Below are 24,074 nucleotides of genomic sequence, written 5' to 3' on the forward strand. Positions count from 1 at the left end.
CGGCCGCTCTATGTCTCAGGCGCCGGTGCGGTCACCGCGGCAGGGTTGAACGCGCGGCAGACCATTGCAGCAATTCGCGCGAGCCTCTCCGCCTTCGAGGAGACAGTGCTAGCCGACCCGCTTGGCGCCACTCAGATCGTCGCACGCATTCCCTCCCACCGGCGCTTGCGTCCAAGCAATGGCGTCTGGCTGGTCAACATGGCCGCAAGAGCCATCGGCGAAGCATTGCAAAGCGGCAAGATCGCATCCGAGGGGACCGCTATTTTGCTGACACCCCCCGAAAGCTTTCGCAATCACCCGGCCTATGGCGACATCGCCCCGCCGGCCTTCTTGACGGCGGTGATGTCGGCGACCGGACATAAATTCCACCCGGCATCACGGGCAACCGACGGCGGCGCGGCCGCAAGCATTGGCCTGCTCGAACGCGCATTGGAAATGATGGAGCAGCAAGGCGTCGAGCAGGTTCTGCTCGGTGGGGTCGACAGTCTCGTCAACGACACGGATTTCGCTCGACTGGGGCAGGCTGGGCGCCTCAAAGGCGAAGACAACGCACAAGGCCTTGTTCCGGGCGAGGCGGCGGCCTTCGTCCGGCTGACGCGCAGCCCGGAAGGAAATGCGCCCGTCCACGCCGCCATCCACGGCGTGGGCCTGGCCCAAGAAACAGACAGCGTTCTTTCCGAACGCTACAGTCAGGGTCGTGCCTTGCTCGGCGCCTTGCGCGATGCCGTGACCGGATCGGGCCCATCAGAGCCCGACATCGATTTTGTCATCAGCAACAGCAATGGCGAGCGCTACAGCGGTTGGGAGCAGTTGATCACGCGGCCACGCTTCTACCGCACGCGCCGCGAGACGCTGCCCACCGCTTTCCCCGCCATGACCATCGGCGACATCGGCGCTGCCGGTGGGGCGCTTGCGCTGATGCTGGCTGCCGACAGTTTCCTCAATGACTACGCGCCCGGAAAGACCGCCGTCTGCGAACTCGCCTCGGAGAACGGCCTGCGCGCCGCGGCGGTGATGGCCCGGATGACCCGGCGCTGAAACTCACATCCAGGCTGGAAAGCGGCGGGTGACACGCCAATCGGCAAGCGGCGTGTCAGCTGTGGCCAGTGCCGCGCGCAACGCGTTGAGCCGCAACAGGCGCATCGACCGGAAAGGTCGATGATCGCGCCCACCCCGCCCCCCGTCCCACCATGCCTCGACCTTGTCGGCCACCGGCAGCGCGGTGTCGTCCAGATGGGCGAATTCCTTGCCGAGCAAAGCCGGGTCGACGACAAAAAGGTCAGTGTCGCCGAAATCAACCTCGAACAGGTCGCGAAATGCCGCACTGGCGGCAACGACAAGTTCTGGCTCGCGCATTTTTTCGATCAGCCAGGGCATCACCGCGCGATCGCCAAACAGGCCTACCGACGCTGTCGCCACGCCGCGAAGCGCGGGCTGCTCCAGGTGCTTCTGCAGCCAGCCCTTGCCGGCCTTCGGCGCACTCGTCAGCAGGCGGATCTCGATCGCCGCCGCCGCAAGCCCCGGTTCCGTCAGCACGATCTTGTCGATGACGGGATGGGCGGACCGCGTTTCGCCAAGCAGGCAAGCGGCCAAGGCCGCCGTCAAGCGTTCCTTCGGCGTCTCACCGTCAAGGCCGGCCAGCACAGACGGAAGGACGTCGCGGCGCTTGATCGCGCCGGCGAGCCTGACAGCGCGGCAGCGTACCCTTGCGTCGGAATGGTTCGCCAGGTCGGGAAGACGCGGTCCCGGATCCACGCGATGGTGCCAGAGCGCCGATAGGCCGAGACAACGCTGCAGTGCATCCCGGGTGTCCAGCCATTTGCCCACCAGCGGCCGCAGGTTTTCACGCGGCGTGCGCGCGATCGCGGCGGAAAGGCTCGACAAACCATGCTCGCCCAGCGTCGCGGCACTGTTGAGAGCGACTTCAATCAGATCGGCATCACCCCAACGCAATGCCAGTGCGGCAATCACGAAAAGCTCACCCGGTTCGGCATAGTCCGCGAACCTGGCCTGGGCAGCTTCCCAGCCGGCTTTGCCGGCAGCCATGAGCCCTTCGAGATTGGCTTCGAGACGCTGGTCGATGCGGCCGATGTCCGTCTCATCGAGGATAGGGCCATCGATCTCCCGGCGACGGCGAAGCCAGAGGAAAGCCGCATCTTCGGCGTGCTGATCCACGATGGCGGCGATCGTCGCGACGCGATGCATCGGCAATGCCTCAGTTGAGATGCACGGCCCCGCCGCGAATACGGTTGGTCCCACTCGCCTGGCTGGTCAACTGGGTACCGCGAATGGTCACGCGGCCGTCCTTCTCCAGGATGATCGACGCCAAACCGCAGCGCAGTTCTATGCGTTCTTCGCCGCTGATGACGACACGGTCGCCTTCGCGCACAACCGACAGTTTCCTCTCCTTGTGTGCCGGATCGACGATGCGTCCGACGACCAGCGGTCGCGTCGGATCACCCTCCTCAAACAGGAGCGCCAGTTCCGAACCGATCGCCGAAACGTCCAGTTCGGTCAGGCTGCGTGCCGCAATCGCCGTCTCGCGCGGATTGCCGACGAAGACCACCAGCGGCGCTCCGCCTTCAAAACCGATGAGCAGGCCGATTACGACGCCGTCGATGCGATCCAGCACTTTCATGATGACGCCCTCAATTGTTGTTGATCGTGCTTCCCTTGACGATCACGTCGCCGTCGGCCTTGACGGTGATCTTGCCGCTGCCCTTGAGTGTAATGTCCTTCCCGTCAGCGACAATGGTGCCGTCCTTCTTCATCGTGATCGTCGCGTCACCGCATTTGAGCGTGATGGAGTCGCCAGCTTCGATCACCAGATTCTTGCCAACATTGATCGAACTGTCTTCGGCAATCTGGATGCCGCTGCCCTTGCCGACCTTGAGAGCATGCGCGCCACCGACATCGGTGGCGTCATCGGCGCCGATCTTGGCCGTTCGTGCCTTGCCTATCTCGGACGACTGTGCCCCGCCGACAGCGAAACTCTGATCGGCGCCGACATTGACGCTTTGCGCCGCCGCGATGTTCCAGCTGTCCGCGGCCCCGATGTCGTGGCTCTGCGCTGACCCTACGGTGACCGACCGCGTCGCGCCGATGGTGTTTGTCTGCGGCCCGCCAACGCTTCGTGTCTCGGACGCGCCGACCGTGTCGATGCGTGCAGCGCCGACGGTGACGGTCTGGACAATCCCCACCGTCTGCGAGTGATTGGCGTCGATATTCTCCGTCGAGTTCGACACGACGTGGATCGTCTCATTCGCCCCCACCGTCAGCGAGCGGTTCTTGCCCACCGTCTCGGTGTCGTTCGAGCCGATATTCGTGGTCTGGTCGACGCCGACCTTGACCGTCTTGTTGTTGCCGACGTCCTCGTCGAGGTTGTGGCCGACGGAATGCTTGGCGTCGTGGTCAATGCGGTCGGACTGGTCGTGCTGGACGAGCTTGGTGCGGTCGTGCTTGATCAGAAGGTTGTGGTCCTTCTGCGCCTGGAAATTGACCAGTTCGGAGCCGGCCTTGTCCTCGAACATCAGCTCGTTGTAACCGCCGCCGCCTTTCGAGGAGTTGGATTTCCAGCCCGATTGCGTCGCGTTGCCCGGCAAGCCGTAGGGCGGCATCTGCGAGGCGTTGTAGACCCTGCCGGTGATGATCGGCAGGTCGGGGTCGCCTTCGAGGAAGTCGACTATCACCTCCTGGCCGATGCGCGGTATCTGGATGAAGCCCCAGCCGCTGCCGGCCCAGGTCTGCGAGACACGCACGAAGCAGGAACTGTTTTCGTTCTTCTTGCCCAGGCGGTCCCAGTGGAACTGCACTTTCACCCGGGCGTATTTGTCGGTGAATATCTCCTCGCCGGAAGGGCCGACCACCGTCGCCGTCTGCGGCCCGCGCATGATCGGCCGCGCCGTGATGCGCGGCGGGCGATAGGGCAAGGCAGTCGGCGCGACACCCAGCACGATCTTGTAATTCTCGCTGTGGGCCTCGTTCTGGGTTCTGTAGCCCGGATCGAACAGCCTGTATTCGGCGCTGACCACCAGATATTCCTGGTTCTGGTCATCGCGCGGAAAGCTTTCCAGCTTGAATGTGCAGCCGGAATGGAGGCCGCGCACGGTTCCGACCGCGGTATTGCGCTGGTGCACGGCCTGGAGTTCCTCGCGCCGGATACCGGCCAGGGTGTCGCCGCGCCCGACATCGAGATGCGCCCCAGGCTGGCGATAATTCTCGCCGGAGGCTTCCTTGTGGCTGAACGGCTGGGCGGACTTCGCCATCAGGTCGGCGCCAGGCTTCTTGAAATCATAGTCGGTATGGGCATAAGCCCCCGGCCGCACCGAACTGCCCGGAATCCATTCGGTGATGTATTCGACGTCGCGCCGTGAACCCTGTCCCTCGAAATTGTAAAGGATCTTCTCGTAGCCGGGCGCCGGCTTCAGCTTGCTCATCGCATCGCACAGCACCAGCGTGTGCTTGCCCTCGTCATGCTCGAAGAAATAGAAGATGCCTTCGTGCTCGAGCAGGCGCTGCACGAAATCCAGATCGCTCTCGTCGTACTGCACGCAGTATTCGCGCGAGGGGTACGATCCTTGCAGCCGCTTCTCGAATTTCGCCGTACCGTATTTCGAGAAGATCTTTTCGACGATCTCGACGGCGGTCATGTTCTGAAAGATCCGGCAATCGGTGGTGTTGCCGAGAAACCAGAGCCACGGCCTGACGACCGCTTCGTAGTAGGCCAGCCGGTCCTCGATGCGGGTCAGGCGAAACTCGGACACCAGGCCGCTGAACCAGCGTTTCGGATCGGATTCGCCTTCGACCGAAACCACGCCGCCCAGCATCTTCAGCGGATCGATACCCGCGTTGGGGCCGACGAACCCGACCGTATAGGCAAAGCAACGGCTGATCTCGTCGCGCCCGACAAGATGCGTGAAGGTCAGCTCGGCGCCGGCCGGCGTCTGCACAACCGTGGCACGTTCGTTCGGCATGGGTCGTGCCCCTCCTGGACGCGGCCGCCGGCGCGGTGGACTTGAAGTTCCCGCCTTCTCACCAGGAACTTTTCAGGACCCGCCGCACCGGGCCATGTTGAGCCTACCACATGTTGTCCCGGCGACCAAAGAGGACGCATGGCGGCGGAAACCTCGATGCATCGGTTCGAAACGCCGCTGTCCTGTTGGATGTGCAAACTGCTAGAATGTGGAGTATCGATCAGTGTTCGGTGGCGATCCTGGATGTATATCAGTCTGCAAATCAACAATGTCGACGCCTTGCCGCCTGGCCTCTCGACCGGCTACGCGGCGCGGGATCGCAGCTTCGAAATCGGACGCGATGCCTGCGACTGGACCTTGTCGGACCCCGATAAATTCATCTCGGGACGGCATTGCGAGGTCCGCTACGAGGCAGGCGCGTTCTGGCTGCACGACGTCTCGCGCAACGGAACCTACATCAACGGATCCAACCAGCGCATGACCGGCCCGCATCGGCTGGCCAATGGCGACCGGATGCTGATCGGCCGCTATGTCATCTTCGTCTCGATCGACGAGGAGCGCGCCGCGACAGGTCATCCCGGCCACGGTGCAACGCAGCGCGAAATGCCGGTCGCGGCAGGCCGGCCCCTGGAATTCGGAGATGGGCCGTTCTTCGATCCCGCAGGGCAACGGTCCGGGCAGCGCGTTCCGGCATCGACGTTCCCGTCGCAACCGCCCCTGCCCTCGACCAGGGACGAAGTGCTGCGGGAAATCGCGATCGCGGCCGGCATCTCGCCGGAATTGCTGCAGTCGCGCGACCCGCACGAAGTTGCCGCCGAAATCGGCGCGGTGCTGCGCACGGTGGTCGAGGAACTGACCTTGCTGCTCAAAGCGCGCGCGGCGGCGAAAATGCTGGCCAAGAGCACGCAACGAACGATGATCAGCGCCGCCGACAACAACCCGCTGAAGTTCGTTCCGGGAACCGACGACATCCTCGAGATCATGTTCGCACGACGCCGGGCCGGCTATCTCGATGCCAGGCGCAGCATCGAAGATGCATTCCGCGATCTCAAGACGCACGAATTCGCCACCTATGCCGCCATGCAGGCCGCGCTGTCGCGGCTGCTTGACGACCTGTCTCCCGAAGCGATCGGAAGAAAGCTTCCGCCGACGTCGTTCTCGTCGAAGAAGAGCCAGGCCTGGGACGCTTTTGTCGCGACATGGCGAACCATGGAGGAAGCGCACGAGAACGGCATGCTGGACATATTCCTGGCCTATTTCAGCGAAGCCTATGCCAAAGCCGACAAGCAGAAATAGGCGCCTGCGGGGAGCCGTGGCGCGACAACCGAAGAAGACACTTCTTCGGTGCGCGGCATCCGGTTCCAATCGAGACTTTCTGAGATTACGATCGCGTACGACAATTCGCCAAGCGGGTAAGCCTGATCGACCTGGGGGTCTGCGGCAAATGTCATCTTACGGCGGGATAGCAAGGAGTAGCCGACCGTCCTCAAGACACTGCCCTGCTCCGCGGGGTTCGCCCTTGCTTTACCTGACCGCGAAAAGCTTTGCGCCTGTCCGGCAAGAGCGCGGGCGCCGGGCGCGGATGGACGATCGGCGATGAACTCGAAGGACGATCCTTTCGGCCCGGCGGGCAAGACCGTCATTCGCGCCACGCCACGGCGCGAGCGAAAGCCGGCGCCCGTCCCTCAGGAGCCCGTCGCGGATGGCGGCCAACCCTCGCCGATCAAGGAATCGACCGTCTTCGATCCCGGCGTCGGCCGGCATACGCCGCCCGGCTGGACATCCGGGACCGTGCTTTATCAGGGAACGCCTTCCGCGGCGGCTCCGGCTTTGTCGCAGGAGACCCTGCTCGATGTCACGGACAGCGTCCGATATTCCGCGGCAAACCCGATCCTTGCCGCGGCCGCACCATTGCTGATGCTGTTCGGCCGGCTCAGGCTTATCCCCGTCGAGAGACAGGCGGAGCCGTTGGCCGACCATGTCACCGAGGCGATCGACAAGTTCGACAGGGCACTGGAGAAGGCAGGCGTTGCCGAAGAGGATGCGCGGATTGCGAAATTTGTCCTGTGCGAAACCGCCGACGATCTCATCGGCAACCTGCCCTGGCCGCGCAAGGACACCTGGGCACAGCACAGCATGCTGTCGCAGTTCTTCCACGTCGAGCCCGACGGCACGGGCTTTTTCGAAGCGCTGAACAAGGTCCTGGCCAGTCCGGAGGCCCATTACGACCTGCTCGAACTGATGCATGTCTGCCTGTCGCTGGGGTATGAGGGGCAGTATCGCGGCCTGACACGCGAGGACAGCAATCTCGAACGTGTTCGGCGCGACGTCTACGAAACGCTTCGCTATTTCAGGCCGCGCGCGGACGAGGACATCTCGCCCCGCTGGCAGGGCCTGGCGACGACGATGACGCAGTCGTGGACACGCCTGCCGCTCTGGGCCATCGCGGCAGCGGCGTCGGCACTGCTGACGGCGGCGTTCTTTGCGTTGCGGGTCTTCATCACCAATGAAGGTGACGCCACCGCCGGTGAATTGCTGGCACTCAACCCATCGACGCCGATCGCCATCGAGCGCGCCAGCGTGGCGCCGTTGGCCGAGCCGGTGAAAGTCACCCCTCCCGCAGCCACGACCACGCAGATCGATCGCATCCGCTCGGCACTGGCCAAGGACGTCGAAGCCGGCGGGCTGACCATCGGCACGAAGGGCGACTTCATCGTGGTGGAAATCAGCAATGTCCTGTTGTTCCAGTCCGGCAGGGCCGATGCGAAACCCGAGTTCCAGCCCATAGCCGCTGATATCGCCGCCGCCCTGGAACCCGAGCGCGGCCCCATCAGGATCGTCGGCCATACCGACAATGTGAAGCCGCGCAAATCGAGCCCGTTCAAGTCCAATTTCGACCTTTCCGTCGCCCGGGCGAAGGCCGTCGAGACCATGATGGCGCCGAAATTCAGCGATCCATCGCGACTGACGGTGGATGGCAAGGGCGAGGACGAGCCGATCGCCGACAATGCAACGCCGGAGGGCCGCGCCAAGAACCGCCGTGTCGATGTGATGATCGCCAAGGAGGAAACGTTGTGAGCAGGGCCGGTTGGAGGCGGCCATGACGCGTTGGCTGCTGCGGATATTCAGCATGATCGCGCTGGCCGGTTTTGCGGCGGCAGTGTGGTATGCCGGACCTTTGATCCGCTTCGCCGACAGCCGTCCTCTCGGTCCCGCTTGGCTGCGCGCCACAATCATCGGCGTGATCGTGGCGGCCGTGGCGCTCTTCTATGGATTGCGTTTCTGGCGGATGCGCAAGGCGCAAAAGGCGCTGGAGACCGCCATTGCCCGCAATGACGACAGGGATAGCGACTCGCAGGTGCTCGAGGCGCGGATGAACGAGGCGATCGCCGCGCTCAAACGGTCGAGCAGCAAGCGCAATTTCCTCTATGAGATCCCCTGGTACATCATCATCGGTCCGCCCGGCGCGGGCAAGACAACGGCACTGGTCAATTCGGGCCTGAATTTTCCGCTGGCCGGTTCGGGCGATGCCCAGCCAGTCGCCGGTGTTGGCGGAACACGCGCCTGCGACTGGTGGTTTACCGACGAGGCCGTGCTGATCGACACCGCCGGACGCTACACGACGCAGGATTCCAATGCCCAGAGCGACAGTAAGAGCTGGCTCGCCTTCCTGTCGCTGCTCAAGAAATACCGCACGCGGCAGCCGATAAACGGCGTCATCCTGGCGATCAGCCTTGCCGATCTCATCGGCCTCGACGACCGGCAGCTTGACGCCCACGTCGTCGAGATCCGCAGCCGCCTGCGGGAAATCCACGAGACGCTGAAAATCCAGTTTCCAGTCTATCTGCTGTTCACCAAGGCCGATCTTGTTTCCGGCTTCATGGATTACTTCGGCGGTTTCGACGAGCCGCGCCGCCGCAAGGTCTGGGGCGCGACATTCCAGACCGCCGATCGCACCAGGAACATGGCGGCCGAGGCCCCGGCCGAATTCGACGCGCTGGCAAGACGCCTGGTCGAGGAGATGCCCGACCGCCTTCAGGAAGAGGCCGACCCGGCCGCGCGCATATCGGTCTTTGGCTTTCCGGCGCAGTTCGGCGCGCTGAAGGGCCGGATTGCGAATTTTGTCGCCGGCCTGTTCGATCCGGGCCGCAGCCAGGTGAATGCCAGCCTGCGCGGCCTCTATTTTTCGTCAGGCACGCAAGAGGGAACGCCAATCGACCAGGTGTTGGGCGCGATCGGCCGCAGCTTCGGCAGCAATTCCCGCGCCCATCTTTCCGGAACCGGCAAAAGCTTCTTTCTGCATGATCTGCTGACGGGCGTCATTTTTGCCGAATCCGGCTGGGTCTCGTACGACAAGTCGGCGGCAAGGCGTGCGGCGATCGCCAGATTTGCCGGGCTTAGCGCCATCGCTTTGATCGCAGCGGCGGCGCTCGGAACGCTCGCCCTGAGCTTCACGGCCAACCGGTCGCTGATCGCCTCCACCACGCAGGCCATGGGCCAGTATCGCGCGACGTCGGACGCGCTGCTCAAAAGCACCGAGGTGACCGATGTCGACCTCGAAAACGTCATCGGCCCGCTCGACCAGTTGCGCGATCTGCCGGCCGGATTCGAAACCGCCGACGTGCCGACACCGATCGAGGAGACGTTCGGCCTCAGCCAGCGGGAGAGACTGCTTTCGGCGTCCAAGACGGCCTACCGGCAAGCGCTGGAACGCATGTTCCGGTCCCGCCTGCTGATCCAGGCCGAGCGGACGATCCAGGCCAAGATGGCCGATCCCGCCGAGCTCTACGAACCGTTGAAAATCTATCTGATGCTCGGCGGCAAGGCGCCGAAGGTGGACGACGCGCTGATCGTTTCGTGGATGAAGCAGGATTGGGAGCAAAACCGCTATCCAGGCGAAAACAACCGAGCCGGACGCGAGCAGCTCGAAAAGCATTTGCGCGCCATGCTTGCCCTGGACGACGCCTATGATCCGGTTTTCGAACTCAACCAGCCACTCGTCGAAGCCGCGCAACGTTCGCTCGGGCGCATGAGCCTTGCCGACCGCGCCTCTGCATTGATCAAGTCGGCGGTCTATTCGGCAGCGCTGGATGATTTCTCGGTTTCCGTCAAAGGCGGACCGGAAGCGCAGCTGCTGTTCGAGCGTGTCGACGGCGGCGATCTATCGGGCCTGCGTGTTCCCGGCCTCTATACTTATGCCGGCTTCAACCATTTCTATCTCGGACAGCTCTCGCATATTGCGCAGATGCTGGTCGACGACCAGTGGGTCCTCGGCGGCGGCGGTGAGCAAGGCGGCATCGACCAGGCGTTGCTCAAGCTCGGCCCCGAACTTCTCGATCGTTACGGGAAGGAGTTTGCAACGGCGTGGAACAGCGTTCTCGACGCGTTGAAATTCAAGGCGATGCTGAAGGACAAGCCGCACTATGTCGTGCTTTCCGCCGTCGCCTCGCCCAACTCGCCGATCGAACAGCTGTTTACGGCGATCGCCGACGAAACCGCCCTGACGCGGAACCCTGCTTCCGGCCAGGACTCAGCCACCGGAGTTGAGGCCGGCACGCTTCAAAGCCAGTCTCAGGACGCAGCAAAGATGGCCAAGGGCCTGGCGCGCATCGGCATACAAATCGCCACGGGAAAATCGCAAAGCCGTGCCGGCACGGGATCCGCGGCAGCGCAGAACCAGAATCCCGGGGCCAATATCGAAGCGCAGTTCAAATCGTTCCAGGCCTTGGTGAGCGGCCCTGCCGGACACCGCCCGATCGATGCCTTGACCCAGAATTTCCGCGAGATCTACCAGAGCCTGCAACTGGCGACCGACGTTCCTTCCCAGACGGAGCGCGTCAACGCCAATCTGCAGCTGCAGATCGCCACCCTTCGCGCCAATGCCTCGCGACTGCCCAAGCCACTCGCCAGAATGATCAATGCGACGGCGAACGAGTTCGAAGGCAACGTCACCGAGACCTCGGTGGCGAATTTGAACCAGATGCTCGACCAGGCGGTCACGGCGCCCTGCGAGGCGGCGATCAATGGCCGTTATCCTTTCGCCGGCAATGGCGCCGAGGACATGGCGATGGCGGATTTCGCGAAACTGTTCGCCCCGGGCGGGCTGATGGACCGGTTCTTCGCGCAGAATCTCGCATCGCTGATCGACATGAGCGGTCAGGACTGGAGCTGGAAGCAGGATGCGCGCTTCGGCCGCGACCTGTCGAAATCGACGCTGAAAAGCTTCCAGCAGGCGGCCGAAATCCGCAGCGCGTTTTTTCCCCAAGGCGGTTCGCTGCCCTCGGTCAGCATCACCTTCACGCCGTTCTCACTGCATGGCGATGCCGATGCGGCGGTGCTCGATGTCGATGGTCAGACGGTCCAGAGCAACCAGGCGAGCAATGCGCCAAGCATAGTGACCTGGCCGAGCGGAGCGGCCTCAGGATCCGCCAGTCTGAGCCTGACGCCGGAGATGCCGGGCCGTGAATCCAGCATCAAGTTCGAAGGGCCATGGGCGCTGAAGCGGCTCATGGACAAGGCGACCATCACCGGTACCGACAGCAATATCCAGGCGCGCTTCGTGATCGGCGGGCGCGACGTCACCTATACGATCCAGACCGGCTCCGGCCCCAGCCCCTTCCTGCTTCCGGCATTTTCCGATTTCAGCTGTCCGAAGGCGTTTTGAGATGGGTTTCGGGCTTCTCAACGCGTCGACATCCTGCATGAGCCTCAGGCGCCCGGACCTTAATTTCGATACTTTAATGGTCGAGCCTGTGGCAGACTGGCACGAGCGAGCGCCGGGCAGTGCGCCGCAGAGGACGCTTGAGAAGCGTTTGGTGGCAAGGTGAGCGATGTCGCCCTTCCCTTTGACAGCTTCGGCGTGAGCCACAAGGGCTGTGTCCGCGAGGTCAACGAAGACAACTACCTCCTCGAGCCGCAAACCGGGCTTTGGGTGGTGGCCGATGGAATGGGTGGACATGATGCCGGAGAGGTCGCCTCGGCCAGCATTGTCGACCACCTGGCCACGATCGGCATCGCAAGCTCGGCTCCGGATCTGCGGGCGCGTTTCGAGGACAGGCTGAGCCGGGCCAATGCCGAGATCCGCAGCATATCGGAATCGCGCGGCATAACCATCGGCTCCACCGTCGCCGCCCTGTTGGCGATGGACGGACGGTTTGCCTGCCTATGGGCCGGCGACAGCCGGGTCTACCTGATCCGCAACGCCTCGATCTCGCAGATTTCGAAAGACCACACCGAGGTGCAGGAACTGCTGGACCGAGGCATGATCAGCGCGGCCGAGGCGCTCACCTGGCCACGCCGCAATGTCATCACGCATGCGGTCGGCGTCAGCGACGACTTCGTCATCGATTTCCAGCAGGGCGAACTGATGCCGGGGGACATTTTCGTGCTGGCCACCGATGGGCTGACGGCACATGTCACTGACGCGGAGATCGAGGCCGCGGTGGTGTCGGCAACACCTCAGGCGGCGTGCGAAAATCTGCTGGAAACGGTGCTAGCGCGGGGCGGAACCGACAATGTCACCATTGTGCTGGTGAAGATTGGAAACGGGCGCAATGGACAGTCGCTCCACCCTGATCTGTCCAGAGCGGAGGACCGAGGCTGATGAGCGCCGACGACAAGACGCGAATTTCGCCGCAGCTGGCCAACACCGGTGTCGGTACGCAGCTCAGCGGCATCTACGAATTGGACGAGCGGATTGCCTTCGGCGGCATGGGTGAGGTCTATCGCGGCCACAACATCCAGACCGGAGACCACGTCGCGATCAAGATCGTGCTGCCCGAATTTGCCCGTGACCAGACGATCCTGTCCTTGTTTCGCAAGGAGGCCTCGATCCTCAACCATCTGTCGCATGACGCGGTCGTGCGATACCATGTCTTCACCATCGATCCCGGGATCGGCCGTCCCTATCTCGCCATGGAATTCGTCGACGGCGAGTCGCTGTTCGACATTATGCGCCGTGGGCCGATGCCGACGGAAGCGGTGCGCAAGCTCTGCCATCGCCTCGCATCCGGCCTGAGCGCCGTGCATCAGGCGGGAGCAATCCATCGCGACCTCTCGCCCGACAACATCATCTTGCCGGGGGGCCGGGTCGACCGCGCAAAGATCATCGATTTCGGCATAGCGCGATCGGCGACCGTGGGCGGAGAGACGCTGATCGGCGGCAAGTTCGCCGGAAAGTACAACTACGTTTCACCCGAACAGCTCGGGCTGTACAGCGGCGACGTCAGAGAACAGTCCGACATCTACAGCCTTGGGCTGGTGCTGGCCGCCGCTCTGCGCGGCAAGCCGATCGACATGAGCGGATCACAGTTCGAGATCATCGAGAAGCGCCGGACCGTGCCTGATCTCTCCGACATTGACGAGGATTTCCGTGGCATCGTCGAAGCCATGCTGCAACCGGATCCGCAGGACCGGCCGGCCAGCATGGCTGATATCGCCAGGATGACGCGCGACGAAGACGAAGCAACAACGCCGCCGGCATCCAGGACACCCCGCGAGCGGCCGGCTTTGCCACCGGCCGGGCAAACCCTTGTTCCTGATCCCAAGGCGCAGCCATCCAATGTCGCGGGGCATAGCGCGCCGACAGCAACAGGCCCGGGCGAGCAACGCTTCGTCCCGCATGTCCGGCCCGCGCATCTGTCCGAACCGCAGCGTCAAGCGCCCCCCAGCCCGTCCCGTGCCGCCGCACCTAATGTCGCCAGAAAACCCACGAGGACCGGAACCATTGCGATCGCTGCCCTGGCGACGCTGGCTGTCGCCTCAGGCGCGGGCCTTTACCTGAGCGGTTTCATGACGCCGGCGCCGCCGACCATCGGCAAGACGTCGCTTTCGCCCGAACCATCAAAGCCCGCACCGGAGACGTCAAAGCCGATCCCGGCGGACAAAGTCACGAGCGCCCCGGAGCCGGCAAAGCCCGTTCCATCAGCGCAGCCGCAGGCCAGCGAAGCGCCGGCTGAAAGCCAGCCGGAGGCGGAGGCAGCCCCAAAGCCGCAGCCGGCCAAGCCCGCGGAAGCCACCTCGCAGACCGAGGAGCCTCCGAAGCCACCGGCGATGGCAGCACAACCGCAAACGGAGCCGAGTGCGCCATCGACTGCAAGCCAGGCAGATGCCAAGACCGTGCAGACGCCGGCGCCGGCGAAGCCCGTTGTTCCCCCGCAAACCGAGGCACCCCTGAAGCCGTCGGTAACGACCACGCAGCCGTCCGCAAAGACACCCCCGGCTCCCCAGCCGGATACGATGGCCAGCAACAGTCAAATGTCGGCTCCGGCGCCTGAGACGACCGCTCCAGCCCCACCGGCCGCGAAAGTCTCAACGCCGCCGCCGGGCCAGCCAGAGGCCGTGGAGACCCCGAAGCCCAAGCCGCAGATCAGCCCGCCGGCCGCGCCCAAGGCGACCGTGCCAGCGCCCAAACCCACTGCGAGCCAGACGGACTCCGCGAACGCCGAAGGCCAGAACGCCTCGTCACCGCCGGCCAAACAGCCGGACCAGCCTGTCGTCGCATTGAACGTCCCCAAGCCGGCGATCCCCCCAGTCGACGACATGGCGCAACGTGTCTCCTGGGTTCGCGACTTCGGCGGCGGCGACTGTTTCTATGCGACCATGATGTCGTCAACCGACAAGGCTGCCACGATCGAGGGGTTTGGCACGGCGGTGCAGCCATTCGAACGGATGCTTGGCGATTTCCAGGCGAAATTCCATGTCGAGCCGGACATCAGCGTCCGCCTCATCGAGCCGAGCCAATGCGAGGTCACCAATTTTCTGCACTTCCTGGGGCAGAGCGCGGCCGACAAGCCGCAGCTCGTTCTCGACCGGACATCGGTGCCTGACGGCACCCCGATCAGCGGCACGCTGGTGACGCGCGGCGGGCTCATTTCCAGCGTGCTGCTGATCGATCACAAGGGCATGGTGTTCAATCTCGATGACCGCATCGTCGCGCAATCGGACAAGGCCACCTTCAGCATTCCGATCGGCCTCGGCGCGGCCGACAAGGCCACTGGGAAGGCCGTGCCGCAGATCATCATGGTGATCACCGGCCCGCAGGATATCCAGGCGGCGGCCATCTCTACCCCGACACCAGCCTCGGTGGTGCTGCCCAAAATTCTCGAGGAGATCGAGACCGACGGATCGCAATTTTCAGCCACTGCCAAGTATTTCCGGCTCGGCGGATAGCATGGACGCCCGATGGAACTCCGCCGCGCGTGTTTGCCTCACTCGTCTGCCGACCTGCCGATAGAGCAGCGTGATCCGGCTCGAGCCCTGCTTGCCCTGACGGGCTGCATGAAGCTTGCAATCATGGCGGGAGCGGCGCTGCTGGCCGTGCTGGCATCCAGCGAAGCGCGCGCCGAATTCACGGTCTGCAACCAGACACTCGACGTCGTCAATCTGGCGGTCGGCCAGAAGATCGACAATGCGGACCAGACCGACGGCTGGTGGACCATCGGCGCCAATCAATGCGTGAACGTCATCCGCGAGGAACTGACGAACCGCTATGTCTACATCTATGCGACTGATGTGTTCGGCCATGCGATCCTGACCGGGTCGACCGAGATGTGCATCGAGCGGCGGCGTTTTTCGATCCGCGGCATCGACGAATGCTGGCAGCGTGGCCACATCGCGGCGCAATTTCTCGAAGTCGATACGCTTGAACAGGTGCGGTGGACCTTCTTCCTGACCGGAAGCAACCCGTGACGCACAGTATCGACACCAGCTTCAGAGAGAAGAAGCTGGCGCGTGCCGCGCTACGCCGGCGCACGCTTTGGCGCAGGCTCCTTGCCGGTTTCGCCGTGGTTGTCCTGCTGTCCATCGCTGCCGGTTTCTATCTCACCGCGGACTATTGGTCGTTCGGTGACGAAAACGAGGAATTGCACGCGGTCGAAGGTACGGACGATGTGCCAGCCGATGCATCCGTCTATGTGCCTGCCATTATCGACCTGGCGGGGGATCCGATGTGGATCACGCTTGCGCCCGATGCAGACACGGCAAGCAAGGGCCATACGGTGGCGCGCCCGACCGAGCTCGACAGTTCCGGCGCCTCGCCGCAGATCGCGATCCTCTCCGACGTGATGCTGAGTGCCAGCGAAAAGTTCATGACCACGATCCCGTCGACGCAGGAGGACTTCGCGTTCTTCCAGGCACAGCGGCGGACCGCTCCGACACCTCCGGCTGCCTCACCCACCGAGCAGGCCGCTCCACCTGCCCCGGCGGCGGCACCGGACGACCAGCAGGGCGACCTGAACAATGACCTACAGGCGGCACCCGATGCGAGCGAGGCTCCGGCCGGTTCGGCGCCCAAGGCGGATGCCGACGACCCGGAGGCCGGCTGGGGAGAGACCATCGATCAGGGCGAGGCAGCGCTGCCCGCCTTCAAGAAGACCCAGATCGAGAACAACACGACCGTCGCAACCGTGACCAGCGAGTACCAGCGCTTCGAGGCGACCGAAGACACGTTCGTGAAGATCCTCAACGACCGCAGCCTCGACAGCGTTGCGCTCGATGCACATTTCTCCGCCGACGATGCCAAGCTCGCAGGCGAAGCGCTGAAGGCGCTGTTCAACCGCGACGGCTTGGAGCCGGGTTATGTCGTCGCCATGCGCGGCTTCCGGCCGAACCGCGAGACGACGACGATGTCGCTCATGCAGGTTTCGATCTACGCCAAGAATGTCTTTGTCGGCACGCTGACGCGCAACGCCGCGGGCGCCTTCGTGTCGGGTGTCGATCCCTGGGTGCGGGAGGACCTGTTCAACTATTCCGGTACCGATCAAGGTGGGCCGAAGCGGCAATACCGTCTGCTTGACGCGATCTATTCGACGGCCGCGCGCAACAAGGTTCCGACCGGCGTCATCGGCGAGGCGATCATGTACCTGTCGCGAGGACAGGACCTCGACGCCTTCGCCAGCGAGGACCAGCGGCTGGTGCTGATCTACTCGCAGACGCCGCGCGGCAAGGACGAGACGTCCGGGCGGGTGCTTTATGTCGGCGTCCAGGGCGGTGAGAAGACCATCGACTGTTTCGTCTTCCAGCAGAGCGACGGCCAGTTCGCCTGCGTCACTGGCAATGACGAGGTGCGCTCGCTGACTGTCGCCAACGGCATGGTCACGCCGGTGAACGGGGTCATGACCTCGACCTTCGGCCCGCGCAAGCACCCGATCCTCGGCGTCGTTCGTATCCACAAGGGTGTCGATTGGGCAGCCCCCGTCGGCACGCCGATCATGGCGGCCTTCGACGGCGAGATCAGCTTCCAGGGCGATGGCGGCAGCTATGGCAATCTGGTGAAGATTTCGCATGCCAACGGGCGCGAGACGCACTACGCGCATATGCAGAAATTCGCCATTGCGAGCGGCGTCGGCACCAAGGTGAAGGCCGGCGACGTCATCGGCTATATCGGCACCACCGGGCTTTCGACCGGCCCGCACCTGCATTTCGAGCTCTACCAGAACGGCGAGGCGATCGATCCGCTGGGGACGGCTCCCATGGTCGCCACTTATGACACTGGCAGTTCCGGCAATTCCGGCGATGTCGCCGTCGAAACGCTGACCGAGCGGATCGTCCATGTCGAAAGCGGCGGCAGCGCCCGCGCCAAGAACCCGAATTCCTCGGCGACCGGCGCCGGCCAGTTCATAACCAAGACCTGGATCCGGATGATGAACACCTATCGCCCGGAACTGGCACGCTCACTGTCGACCGCCGACTTGCTAGCCTTGCGTTACGACGCCACCATTTCGCGTGAGATGGTGCGCAATCTGGCGCGCGAAGGCGAGGCCTATCTGCGGGCGCGCGGTCACCAGATCACGGCCGGCCGGCTCTATCTCTGCCATTTCCTCGGCATGGAAGGCGCGCACCAGGTGCTGTCGGCGCCAGGTTCGGCGCAACTGAGCGCCGTGCTGGGCGCGGCCGTCATCCAGGCCAACCCGTTTCTCACCGGCAAGACAGCCAGCTATGTGGTGGACTGGGCCGAAAGGAAGATGGGCCAGAAGCTGAGCCGCGTTGCCACCGACGCCACCCCGCCGCCGACGACCACGGAGATCCGCCAGACGTCGCCGGAGTTCGAAAAATACAAGCAGGCCGTCACCGCCCTCATCGGCTCGATTCAGAATACGCTTTGAGCCCGCCTGCCACGGCATTGGTCGCTCAGGCCATTGGCACCACTATTTTCAGGCCCGTCCGTGAACCAAAACCGCCGTCAAGATCACATACGTTCAGGAGCCATTTTCGGCACAGGCGACCCGGTCGCTGACGAAATTAGCACCCTGGTAGGTGGAGGGCTGGTCCATGAAAGCGTTCGCGGTCTTTCTGAGCGGGATTATCCTGGTTGTCCTTGCCGCCTTCGGCGCCGAGGCCGCCGCGCCTGACGCCAAGCGCGTCGCACTGGTGATCGGCAACAGCAACTATGTCCATGCGGTCACCTTGCCCAACCCCGCCAACGATGCCCGCCTCATCGCATCGACGTTGCGCAATGCCGGCTTCGAGGTGATCGAAGGGGTCGATCAGGACAATGCAGGCATGCACAGCCTCATCAGCCGATTTACCGAGCAAGCCTACGACGCCGACCTCGCGGTCATCTTCTATGCCGGTCACGGCATGCAGGTCGACGGCAAGAACTACCTGATCCCGGTCGACGCCGATTTGACATCGCCGGCCTATCTCAAGACCCGGACCATTCAGATCGACGATTTCATGGCCGCGTTGCCGCCCGACCCGGCGATTGGCGTCATCATCCTCGATGCCTGCCGTGACAATCCGCTGGCAAGGACGCTGGCGGCCTCGCTGCCGAAAAGCCGCTCCACCTCGCTGGGCACCGGCTTGGCGCCGGTCGAAGCGAGATCGGACGGCGTCGGCACCGGCGGCCTGCTGATTGCCTATGCAACGGATCCTGGCGCCATCGCTTTCGACGGCGACGGAACCGACAGCCCTTACTCGACGGCGCTCGCCAGGCATCTGACCGAACCCGGCGTCGAAATCCAGAGCGCGCTGACGCGCGTGCGCGGCGAAGTGACCGAAACCACGCAAGGTCGCCAGCGGCCGTGGCACAACGCATCGCTGGGACGCGAGGTTTTCCTTGGGAAACCCGCCGCGGCAGCGGTACCGGCCGCAAATCCCGTTGCCGACGCAGCGAACGCAGCAGCGACATCCACTCCTGCCCCTGTCGCCAGTGATTCTCCTTCATGGGAGGTCGAGCAACGTCTTTGGGATGAGGCCGTGAAGCACAATTCCGGTCCGTTCTACCAAGCCTATCTCGACCAGTTTCCGAACGGCCGCTTCGCCACCGTGGCGCGGCTGAACATCGACGAATTGAACGGCCCGAACGCTCAAAACCGGCAGGCCGCGGCACTCGATAACCAGGCGAACGCCGGTTCCGGCTCTGCCGTGCGCGCCTCGGTCACCGTTCCGGACGAAATGAAGCAGACGCCGGGCACAGAGTTGACGGAAAGTGCGATCGGCCTCGACCGCCAGGGTCGCATCGACCTGCAGTTGCGGCTCGAAGCGTTGGGCAACGAGCTTGGGCGCATCGACGGAACCCTGGGCTCTCAGACCCGTGAGGCGATCGGCATCTGGCAAGCCGATAACGGACTGCCGCAAACCACCTATCTGACTAGCGAGCAACTGGCGTTCCTGGTGATCCAGTCAGATCCGATGATGGAAGCCGTGCGTGCCGGATATGCCGGCGATCAAGCCCGTACGGCGCAGCCGAAGAAGCCCGTTGTGCAGAAGGCCCGCACGCTCAGGCCGGTGGCACAGAAACCGCGCAAGCAGCAGCAGGTCGTTTCGAAGTGGCGCAACCGCGAGACCATGGCGCGGCTGGATGATCCTGCGCCGCGCCGGCGCGACAACGACTTCCTGACCAGGGCACTGATCTTCGGCGCCGGTGTGGCGATAGGCGGCGTGCTCAAACACTGACACCCAGAGCAATTCACTGTTTCACGGAAACAGTGAATTGCTCTAACTCTTTGTTTTGACGTAGTTCTAGCGCGCTACTGCGTCTTGATCCGCATTTCCACGCGGCGGTTGACCGGATCGTAAGGGTTGGGGCTGCGCGGATTCTTTTCGCCCATGCCGATCGCGTTGATGCGGGAGGGATCGACACCGCTGGCTGTCAGGAAGGCTGCCACCGATTTCGCACGTCGTTGCGACAGGCCTTCATTGTAATGCACCGTGCCGGTGGCGTCGGTGTAACCTTCGACGACGAAGCTGAACGTGCTCAGCCGGCTGTCCTTCAGCGCCTTGGCGAACTCGTCCAGTTCAGCGCGCGCGGTGGTGTCGAGTGTGGCCGAATCCAAGCCGAAATTGATCAGCATATCGAGGCTGGATTTTTCTCCCGGCGCGTCCTTTGCCTTGGTTTTGCTTTTGCACTCCTCCTCGGTGCCGACGCAAATTCCCCGCGACTTGCCGAGGTCGGCGGCGCCAGTAAAAAACTTCACGATGTCTTCCGATTTCTGAACGGGATCGGCGGAAGCGTGGGTCGAGAAAAACACGACCGCCAACACAAAGGCTGACCTGCCCCACTGCATAGCGGTTACTCCTGTTTGAGCATCCGATTTCGACGATCGTGACGATACCAAATTTCATGGCAATTGTCTGTCGATAAACGCTCGTGGACATGATTGCCCCGGGGGGGTGTTGCGGCTGCACCCTGTTGAGACTTGACCCGCGCGGTGCCTGGGGCTTGAGTGGCCAAGGCTTCTCGATGAAAGCGTGGCGATCATGGCCAATGGGCTCCGATTCAAGACCGCACGAGATCTTTTCACGTTTTGCCCCGCTATTGCCCGGGACATGAAAGCCCTTCCAACCGACCAAAGCTCGATCGCATTTTGCCGCGACCTGCTCGCCGGACGCGTTCCCGAAGAAGCGATTACCTTCTGTGCCTATCTGCTTCCCGAGCGGGCCGCGGTCTGGTGGGCACATGAATGCCTGAGCCATCTGACCGATCTGCTCGATGCAGCCGATCAGGGATTGCTTGCGCATGTTGGCGACTGGGTGGCGGAACCGGACAATCCCCGCCATCGGGCAGCCGTCAGCACAGCGGCAGCGACACCACCGACAACGCCGGTCGGCTGGATTGCTCTCGCTGCCGGATGGCGCGACAACGGTTCGGTTACGGCCACCACCAAGGTACCGACCTTGCAACCATTTCCTGCCGCCCATGCAGTCAATGCCGGGATTCTGGCCGGGCTGGCCCGTGTCGCGCTCGCGGACCGGTTTGCCGTTCTTTCGGCATTTGTCGAAATGGGCATCCAGATGGCCGAGATCGAGGCGCTGCGCCAATCAGCGGATGCCTATTAGAGCCGCCACCCCGGCAAAAACCGGATGGATGCCATCGCCGTCCTGCCCTACTTGCAGCCGCCTTGCGCCCATTTGGCAAGCGCCACCTTGAAGCGTGTTCCCAGCGGGTGTTGCAGGCGCAGAACGGAGACATCGTTGGCGGCGAAATTCTTCGCCTGATCGCACAGCCGGGCCTCGTTCCATTCATGGCAGCCGTCGCAGTGCTTGCCCTCCCAGACCGATTTGTCCAACCCCTCCACCGGACTGAACAGGGGCTTGCCCTTGATCAGTTCGGCGATGCTCTTGCCGTCGATTGCCGCATCGCCGAAATCGATCGGACGGTTGAAAAGGATCGGGGCATCCGACGCCAGTTTGGGGATTTTCTGGCGCAGCACGTCGAGCGCAAGCTGATCGTTGTTTTGGCCTGACGCGCCGGCCGCGCCGGTGTTGCGCGCTTCGGAGCCGCCTTCGGCCTGAGGTGCGCTCGCTTCGCCCACGATCAATGGCGCATTGAGATCGACCTTGTGCAGGACGACCTCCGTGGTCAGCGAAACATTGAGCCAGGGGCGCTGCTTGCCGGCGGTGGCCTTGAAGACATCACCGGTCACCCTGTTCATCGCCTCGGTGATGGAGACGTTGGATTCGCCGATGTGCTGAAGCAGCGCCGCGGTGAACGGCGAATGTTCGCCGGACCCGTCATAAGCGAGTTGATTGGGGCTGGCGGCGAAGGCGACGAGCGTGCCGGCGCCGCCATTCTCGATCGGGATCTCGGCAAGGCCGCTGCTCGCGCCGTGGACGCCCGCGGTCTTGGCCAGCACCTCGGCGAGCGGGTTGTCGCGGCAGGCGTCGAGAAACACCAGCCTGATACTGGTCTCCCGCGACATCTGGCGCAAAACGAAATCAACCGACACGGCCTCGAAATCGAGGGAGGTCTCGTCCTCCAGCGCGGCGTCGACCGGAAGCAGGTAGTTCTTGCCCGAAACCTGCAAGCCGTGGCCGGCGTAGAAGAACAGCGCGATATCGGCACCGCGCACCTGTTTTGCGAACTGGGCGATGGTCGCCTGCGTCTGCGGCTTGGTCAGGTCGAAGCCGGAAACCACCTCGAAGTCGAGTTTCTTCAGGCGTTCGGCCATGGCCTGGGCGTCGCGAACCGGATTGGCGAGTGGTGCCGCATGCTGATACCGGGCGTTGCCGAGGACAAGGGCGACGCGGCGTTCGGCACTGGCGGCCGTCAACGTCAACAGCAAGGCGAGCAGCGCGAGGCCGGCGGCGCGAAAGAAGCCACCGCAGCGGGCGATCGGATCGGACCTCACCGCAACCTCAGAGCTTGGTCGCGGAAAATTCGATCCGCCGGTTGAGCGCCTTGTTCTTGGGCGTATCGTTGGCGGCAACCGGCCGCTCCTCGCCATAGCCCGCGGAACTGACCTGGTTGCGCGGAATGCCCGCGGCAATCAGGGCGTCGGCAACCGCCTGGGCCCGGCGCTCCGACAATTGCTTGTTCGCCTCCGGCGAGCCGTCGGAATCGGTATAACCGGAGACCTCGACCTTCAGGCTCGGGCATTTTCCGACGACACCTTCAACCTCGGTCAGCAAGGGGCGGCTTTTCGCATCGAGCCGCGCACTGGCGGGCCGGAAGTAGATCGCGCCGGTGCGCGAGAGCACGGCGAACCGGTTCAGGCATTCCTCATCGCTGAAGTTCGCCTTGGCGGCATCGGTGGCGACCGGACCGACATCGGCCGAACTCGCCGCGGCGGTCGGGGCGGCGGCCGGCTTGCTGCCGTCGGCGGTGAAGACAAAATCGAACGATACCGACGCGGTGGGCACGATGTTGGTGACGTTGGCGGCCTGCTGCAGCTTGTCGATGTTGGGCAGCAGGCCGAAATCCTCGACATGGACGGCGACCGGAGCCTCGGAAGCGACCGACACCATGGTGTCGCTGATCATGGTGACGACGACGCTGGCCTCGAGATCCTTGTCGACGCCGTGCAGATTGAGGCGGAACGGCAGCGTTGCCTTCACCCTGCGCTTTGTCGCGAGATCGGCGAATGCGGCGGGATCCACTTTCGCCGTCAGCTCGGCGGTCGGGTACTTGAATGTCTCGAAGAACAGGAAGCGCATGCGAACGTTGCGCAGGTCGACGCCGGTATCGACCGAATTGAGGTCGAACGTGACCTTGGCATCACCCGCCGCGCTCAGCGTGCCGGTGATGTTCCTGATCTTGTTGGTTTCGACGATCGTGTTCTTCTTGACCGACTGGTAGGTGATCACCGAAGCGGCGGGATCGAGCGTCCAGTTCGGCGCGGCGCTCGCGGCTTGCGATCCGAGAAACAGCCATGACGCAACGATCAGGCCAAAAGCCCTTACGGCAGGGCCTTTCGACTTCCACCAGAATGTGACGACTTCGAACATGGACCGCCCCTGCCCAGGACTACCGATACCGACACCGCGCGAACGCGATCGAAGCATAGAGCACTTGCACCCTCTTGGCGAGCAGTTGCAGCCGGTCTTCCGGTCAAGGTCAGGGCCGCGGAACTGACGTGCCAAGCGATGGGCAGGCGGCCACGCATGCGGGCCAAGTCAACGGCGGTGTGCCGCGAAACCGTGACCTGCCATCAACCGCTCCAGCCGCCACCGCCGCCACCACCACCGCCACCCAAAGGTGGAACGACGACAGGTGCTGTTTCCTCAACCGGCGTGATCACCTTCTTGGCGGTGACCTTCTTCTGCTGGCCGATCTTCGGCGTGGACGTGGTGCGAACGAGCTTCGGCTTGTGCTTCGTCGTCGTCAGCACCGGTTCGGGCTTGGGTGCGACAGACATGCAGCCCGTTAGCCCCGCCAGGGCA

17 protein-coding genes are annotated in these 24,074 nt (G+C 63.6%); 10 read left to right on the forward strand and 7 right to left on the reverse strand.

Annotated elements, in window-relative coordinates; translation table 11 throughout:
- Positions 1–45: 45 nt before the first annotated feature.
- Positions 46–1,038 carry a hypothetical protein gene (locus tag JN279_RS31370; RefSeq protein ID WP_202351130.1) on the forward strand — a complete coding sequence of 331 codons (993 nt, stop codon included), beginning with the start codon at positions 46–48 and terminating at the stop codon, positions 1,036–1,038.
- Between the two features lie 3 nt (positions 1,039–1,041).
- On the opposite strand, the gene JN279_RS31375 is transcribed toward JN279_RS31370, so the two are convergent.
- Genes JN279_RS31375 through tssI form a run of 3 tightly spaced genes read right to left on the reverse strand, consistent with a single transcriptional unit; the run spans position 1,042 to position 4,973 of the window.
- Positions 1,042–2,205: a hypothetical protein gene (locus JN279_RS31375; RefSeq protein WP_096455170.1), complete on the reverse strand. Its 1,164-nt coding sequence runs from the start codon at positions 2,203–2,205 to the stop codon at positions 1,042–1,044.
- 10 nt (positions 2,206–2,215) lie between these two features.
- Positions 2,216–2,638, reverse strand: a complete 423-nt coding sequence (locus JN279_RS31380) for a DUF6484 domain-containing protein (protein WP_446720375.1) — start codon at positions 2,636–2,638, stop codon at positions 2,216–2,218.
- A gap of 10 nt (positions 2,639–2,648) precedes the next feature.
- Positions 2,649–4,973 carry a type VI secretion system Vgr family protein gene (gene tssI / locus JN279_RS31385; RefSeq protein WP_096455166.1) on the reverse strand — a complete coding sequence of 775 codons (2,325 nt, stop codon included), beginning with the start codon at positions 4,971–4,973 and terminating at the stop codon, positions 2,649–2,651.
- A gap of 243 nt (positions 4,974–5,216) precedes the next feature.
- On the opposite strand from tssI, the gene tagH reads away from it, so the two are divergent.
- The 8 genes from tagH (at position 5,217) to JN279_RS31425 (ending at position 19,868) form a co-directional block, all read left to right on the forward strand.
- Positions 5,217–6,269, forward strand: a complete 1,053-nt coding sequence (tagH, locus tag JN279_RS31390) for a type VI secretion system-associated FHA domain protein TagH (RefSeq protein WP_096455164.1) — start codon at positions 5,217–5,219, stop codon at positions 6,267–6,269.
- Positions 6,270–6,569: 300 nt separating this feature from the next.
- Positions 6,570–8,051, forward strand: a complete 1,482-nt coding sequence (gene tssL, locus JN279_RS31395) for a type VI secretion system protein TssL, long form (protein ID WP_096455162.1) — start codon at positions 6,570–6,572, stop codon at positions 8,049–8,051.
- A 22-nt stretch (positions 8,052–8,073) separates the two neighbouring features.
- Positions 8,074–11,637 (forward strand): type VI secretion system membrane subunit TssM, encoded by a 3,564-nt coding sequence (gene tssM, locus JN279_RS31400; protein WP_096458813.1) that lies wholly within the window; start codon positions 8,074–8,076, stop codon positions 11,635–11,637.
- A 159-nt stretch (positions 11,638–11,796) separates the two neighbouring features.
- Positions 11,797–12,576 carry a PP2C family protein-serine/threonine phosphatase gene (locus tag JN279_RS31405; RefSeq protein WP_096455160.1) on the forward strand — a complete coding sequence of 260 codons (780 nt, stop codon included), beginning with the start codon at positions 11,797–11,799 and terminating at the stop codon, positions 12,574–12,576.
- A complete protein-coding gene (locus JN279_RS31410) occupies positions 12,576–15,143 on the forward strand; it encodes a serine/threonine-protein kinase (RefSeq protein WP_202351131.1) in 2,568 nt (855 codons plus the stop codon). The genes JN279_RS31405 and JN279_RS31410 overlap by 1 nt, the downstream gene beginning before the upstream one ends.
- Before the next feature lie 108 nt (positions 15,144–15,251).
- A complete protein-coding gene (locus JN279_RS31415) occupies positions 15,252–15,662 on the forward strand; it encodes a DUF1036 domain-containing protein (protein ID WP_202351132.1) in 411 nt (136 codons plus the stop codon).
- Positions 15,659–18,076 carry a M23 family metallopeptidase gene (locus JN279_RS31420; protein WP_202351133.1) on the forward strand — a complete coding sequence of 806 codons (2,418 nt, stop codon included), beginning with the start codon at positions 15,659–15,661 and terminating at the stop codon, positions 18,074–18,076. The genes JN279_RS31415 and JN279_RS31420 overlap by 4 nt, the downstream gene beginning before the upstream one ends.
- Positions 18,077–18,242: 166 nt before the next feature.
- Positions 18,243–19,868 (forward strand): caspase family protein, encoded by a 1,626-nt coding sequence (locus tag JN279_RS31425; RefSeq protein ID WP_096455152.1) that lies wholly within the window; start codon positions 18,243–18,245, stop codon positions 19,866–19,868.
- Positions 19,869–19,942: 74 nt separating this feature from the next.
- Here the strand turns inward: JN279_RS31425 and JN279_RS31430 are convergent, their stop codons facing one another.
- The gene (locus JN279_RS31430; protein WP_096455150.1) at positions 19,943–20,479 is read right to left on the reverse strand and encodes an OmpA family protein; all 537 of its coding nucleotides are present in this window, start codon (positions 20,477–20,479) and stop codon (positions 19,943–19,945) included.
- A gap of 193 nt (positions 20,480–20,672) precedes the next feature.
- On the opposite strand from JN279_RS31430, the gene JN279_RS31435 reads away from it, so the two are divergent.
- Positions 20,673–21,251, forward strand: a complete 579-nt coding sequence (locus tag JN279_RS31435) for a DUF6931 family protein (RefSeq protein WP_202353836.1) — start codon at positions 20,673–20,675, stop codon at positions 21,249–21,251.
- A gap of 47 nt (positions 21,252–21,298) precedes the next feature.
- Here JN279_RS31435 and JN279_RS31440 read toward each other — a convergent pair whose 3' ends face one another.
- From JN279_RS31440 to JN279_RS31450, 3 genes are all read right to left on the reverse strand, one after another.
- Positions 21,299–22,543, reverse strand: a complete 1,245-nt coding sequence (locus tag JN279_RS31440) for a caspase family protein (protein WP_244734205.1) — start codon at positions 22,541–22,543, stop codon at positions 21,299–21,301.
- 7 nt (positions 22,544–22,550) lie between these two features.
- Entirely contained in the window at positions 22,551–23,639 is a 1,089-nt protein-coding gene (locus JN279_RS31445; RefSeq protein ID WP_202351134.1) for an OmpA family protein, read from the reverse strand.
- Between the two features lie 203 nt (positions 23,640–23,842).
- Complete coding sequence (locus JN279_RS31450) at positions 23,843–24,049, reverse strand: hypothetical protein (RefSeq protein ID WP_244734206.1); 207 nt, start codon at positions 24,047–24,049, stop codon at positions 23,843–23,845.
- Positions 24,050–24,074 lie beyond the last annotated feature (25 nt).

It is taken from the genome of Mesorhizobium sp. 113-1-2, from assembly GCF_016756475.1.
In the GTDB taxonomy this organism is placed as follows: Bacteria; Pseudomonadota; Alphaproteobacteria; order Rhizobiales; family Rhizobiaceae; genus Mesorhizobium; species Mesorhizobium loti_C.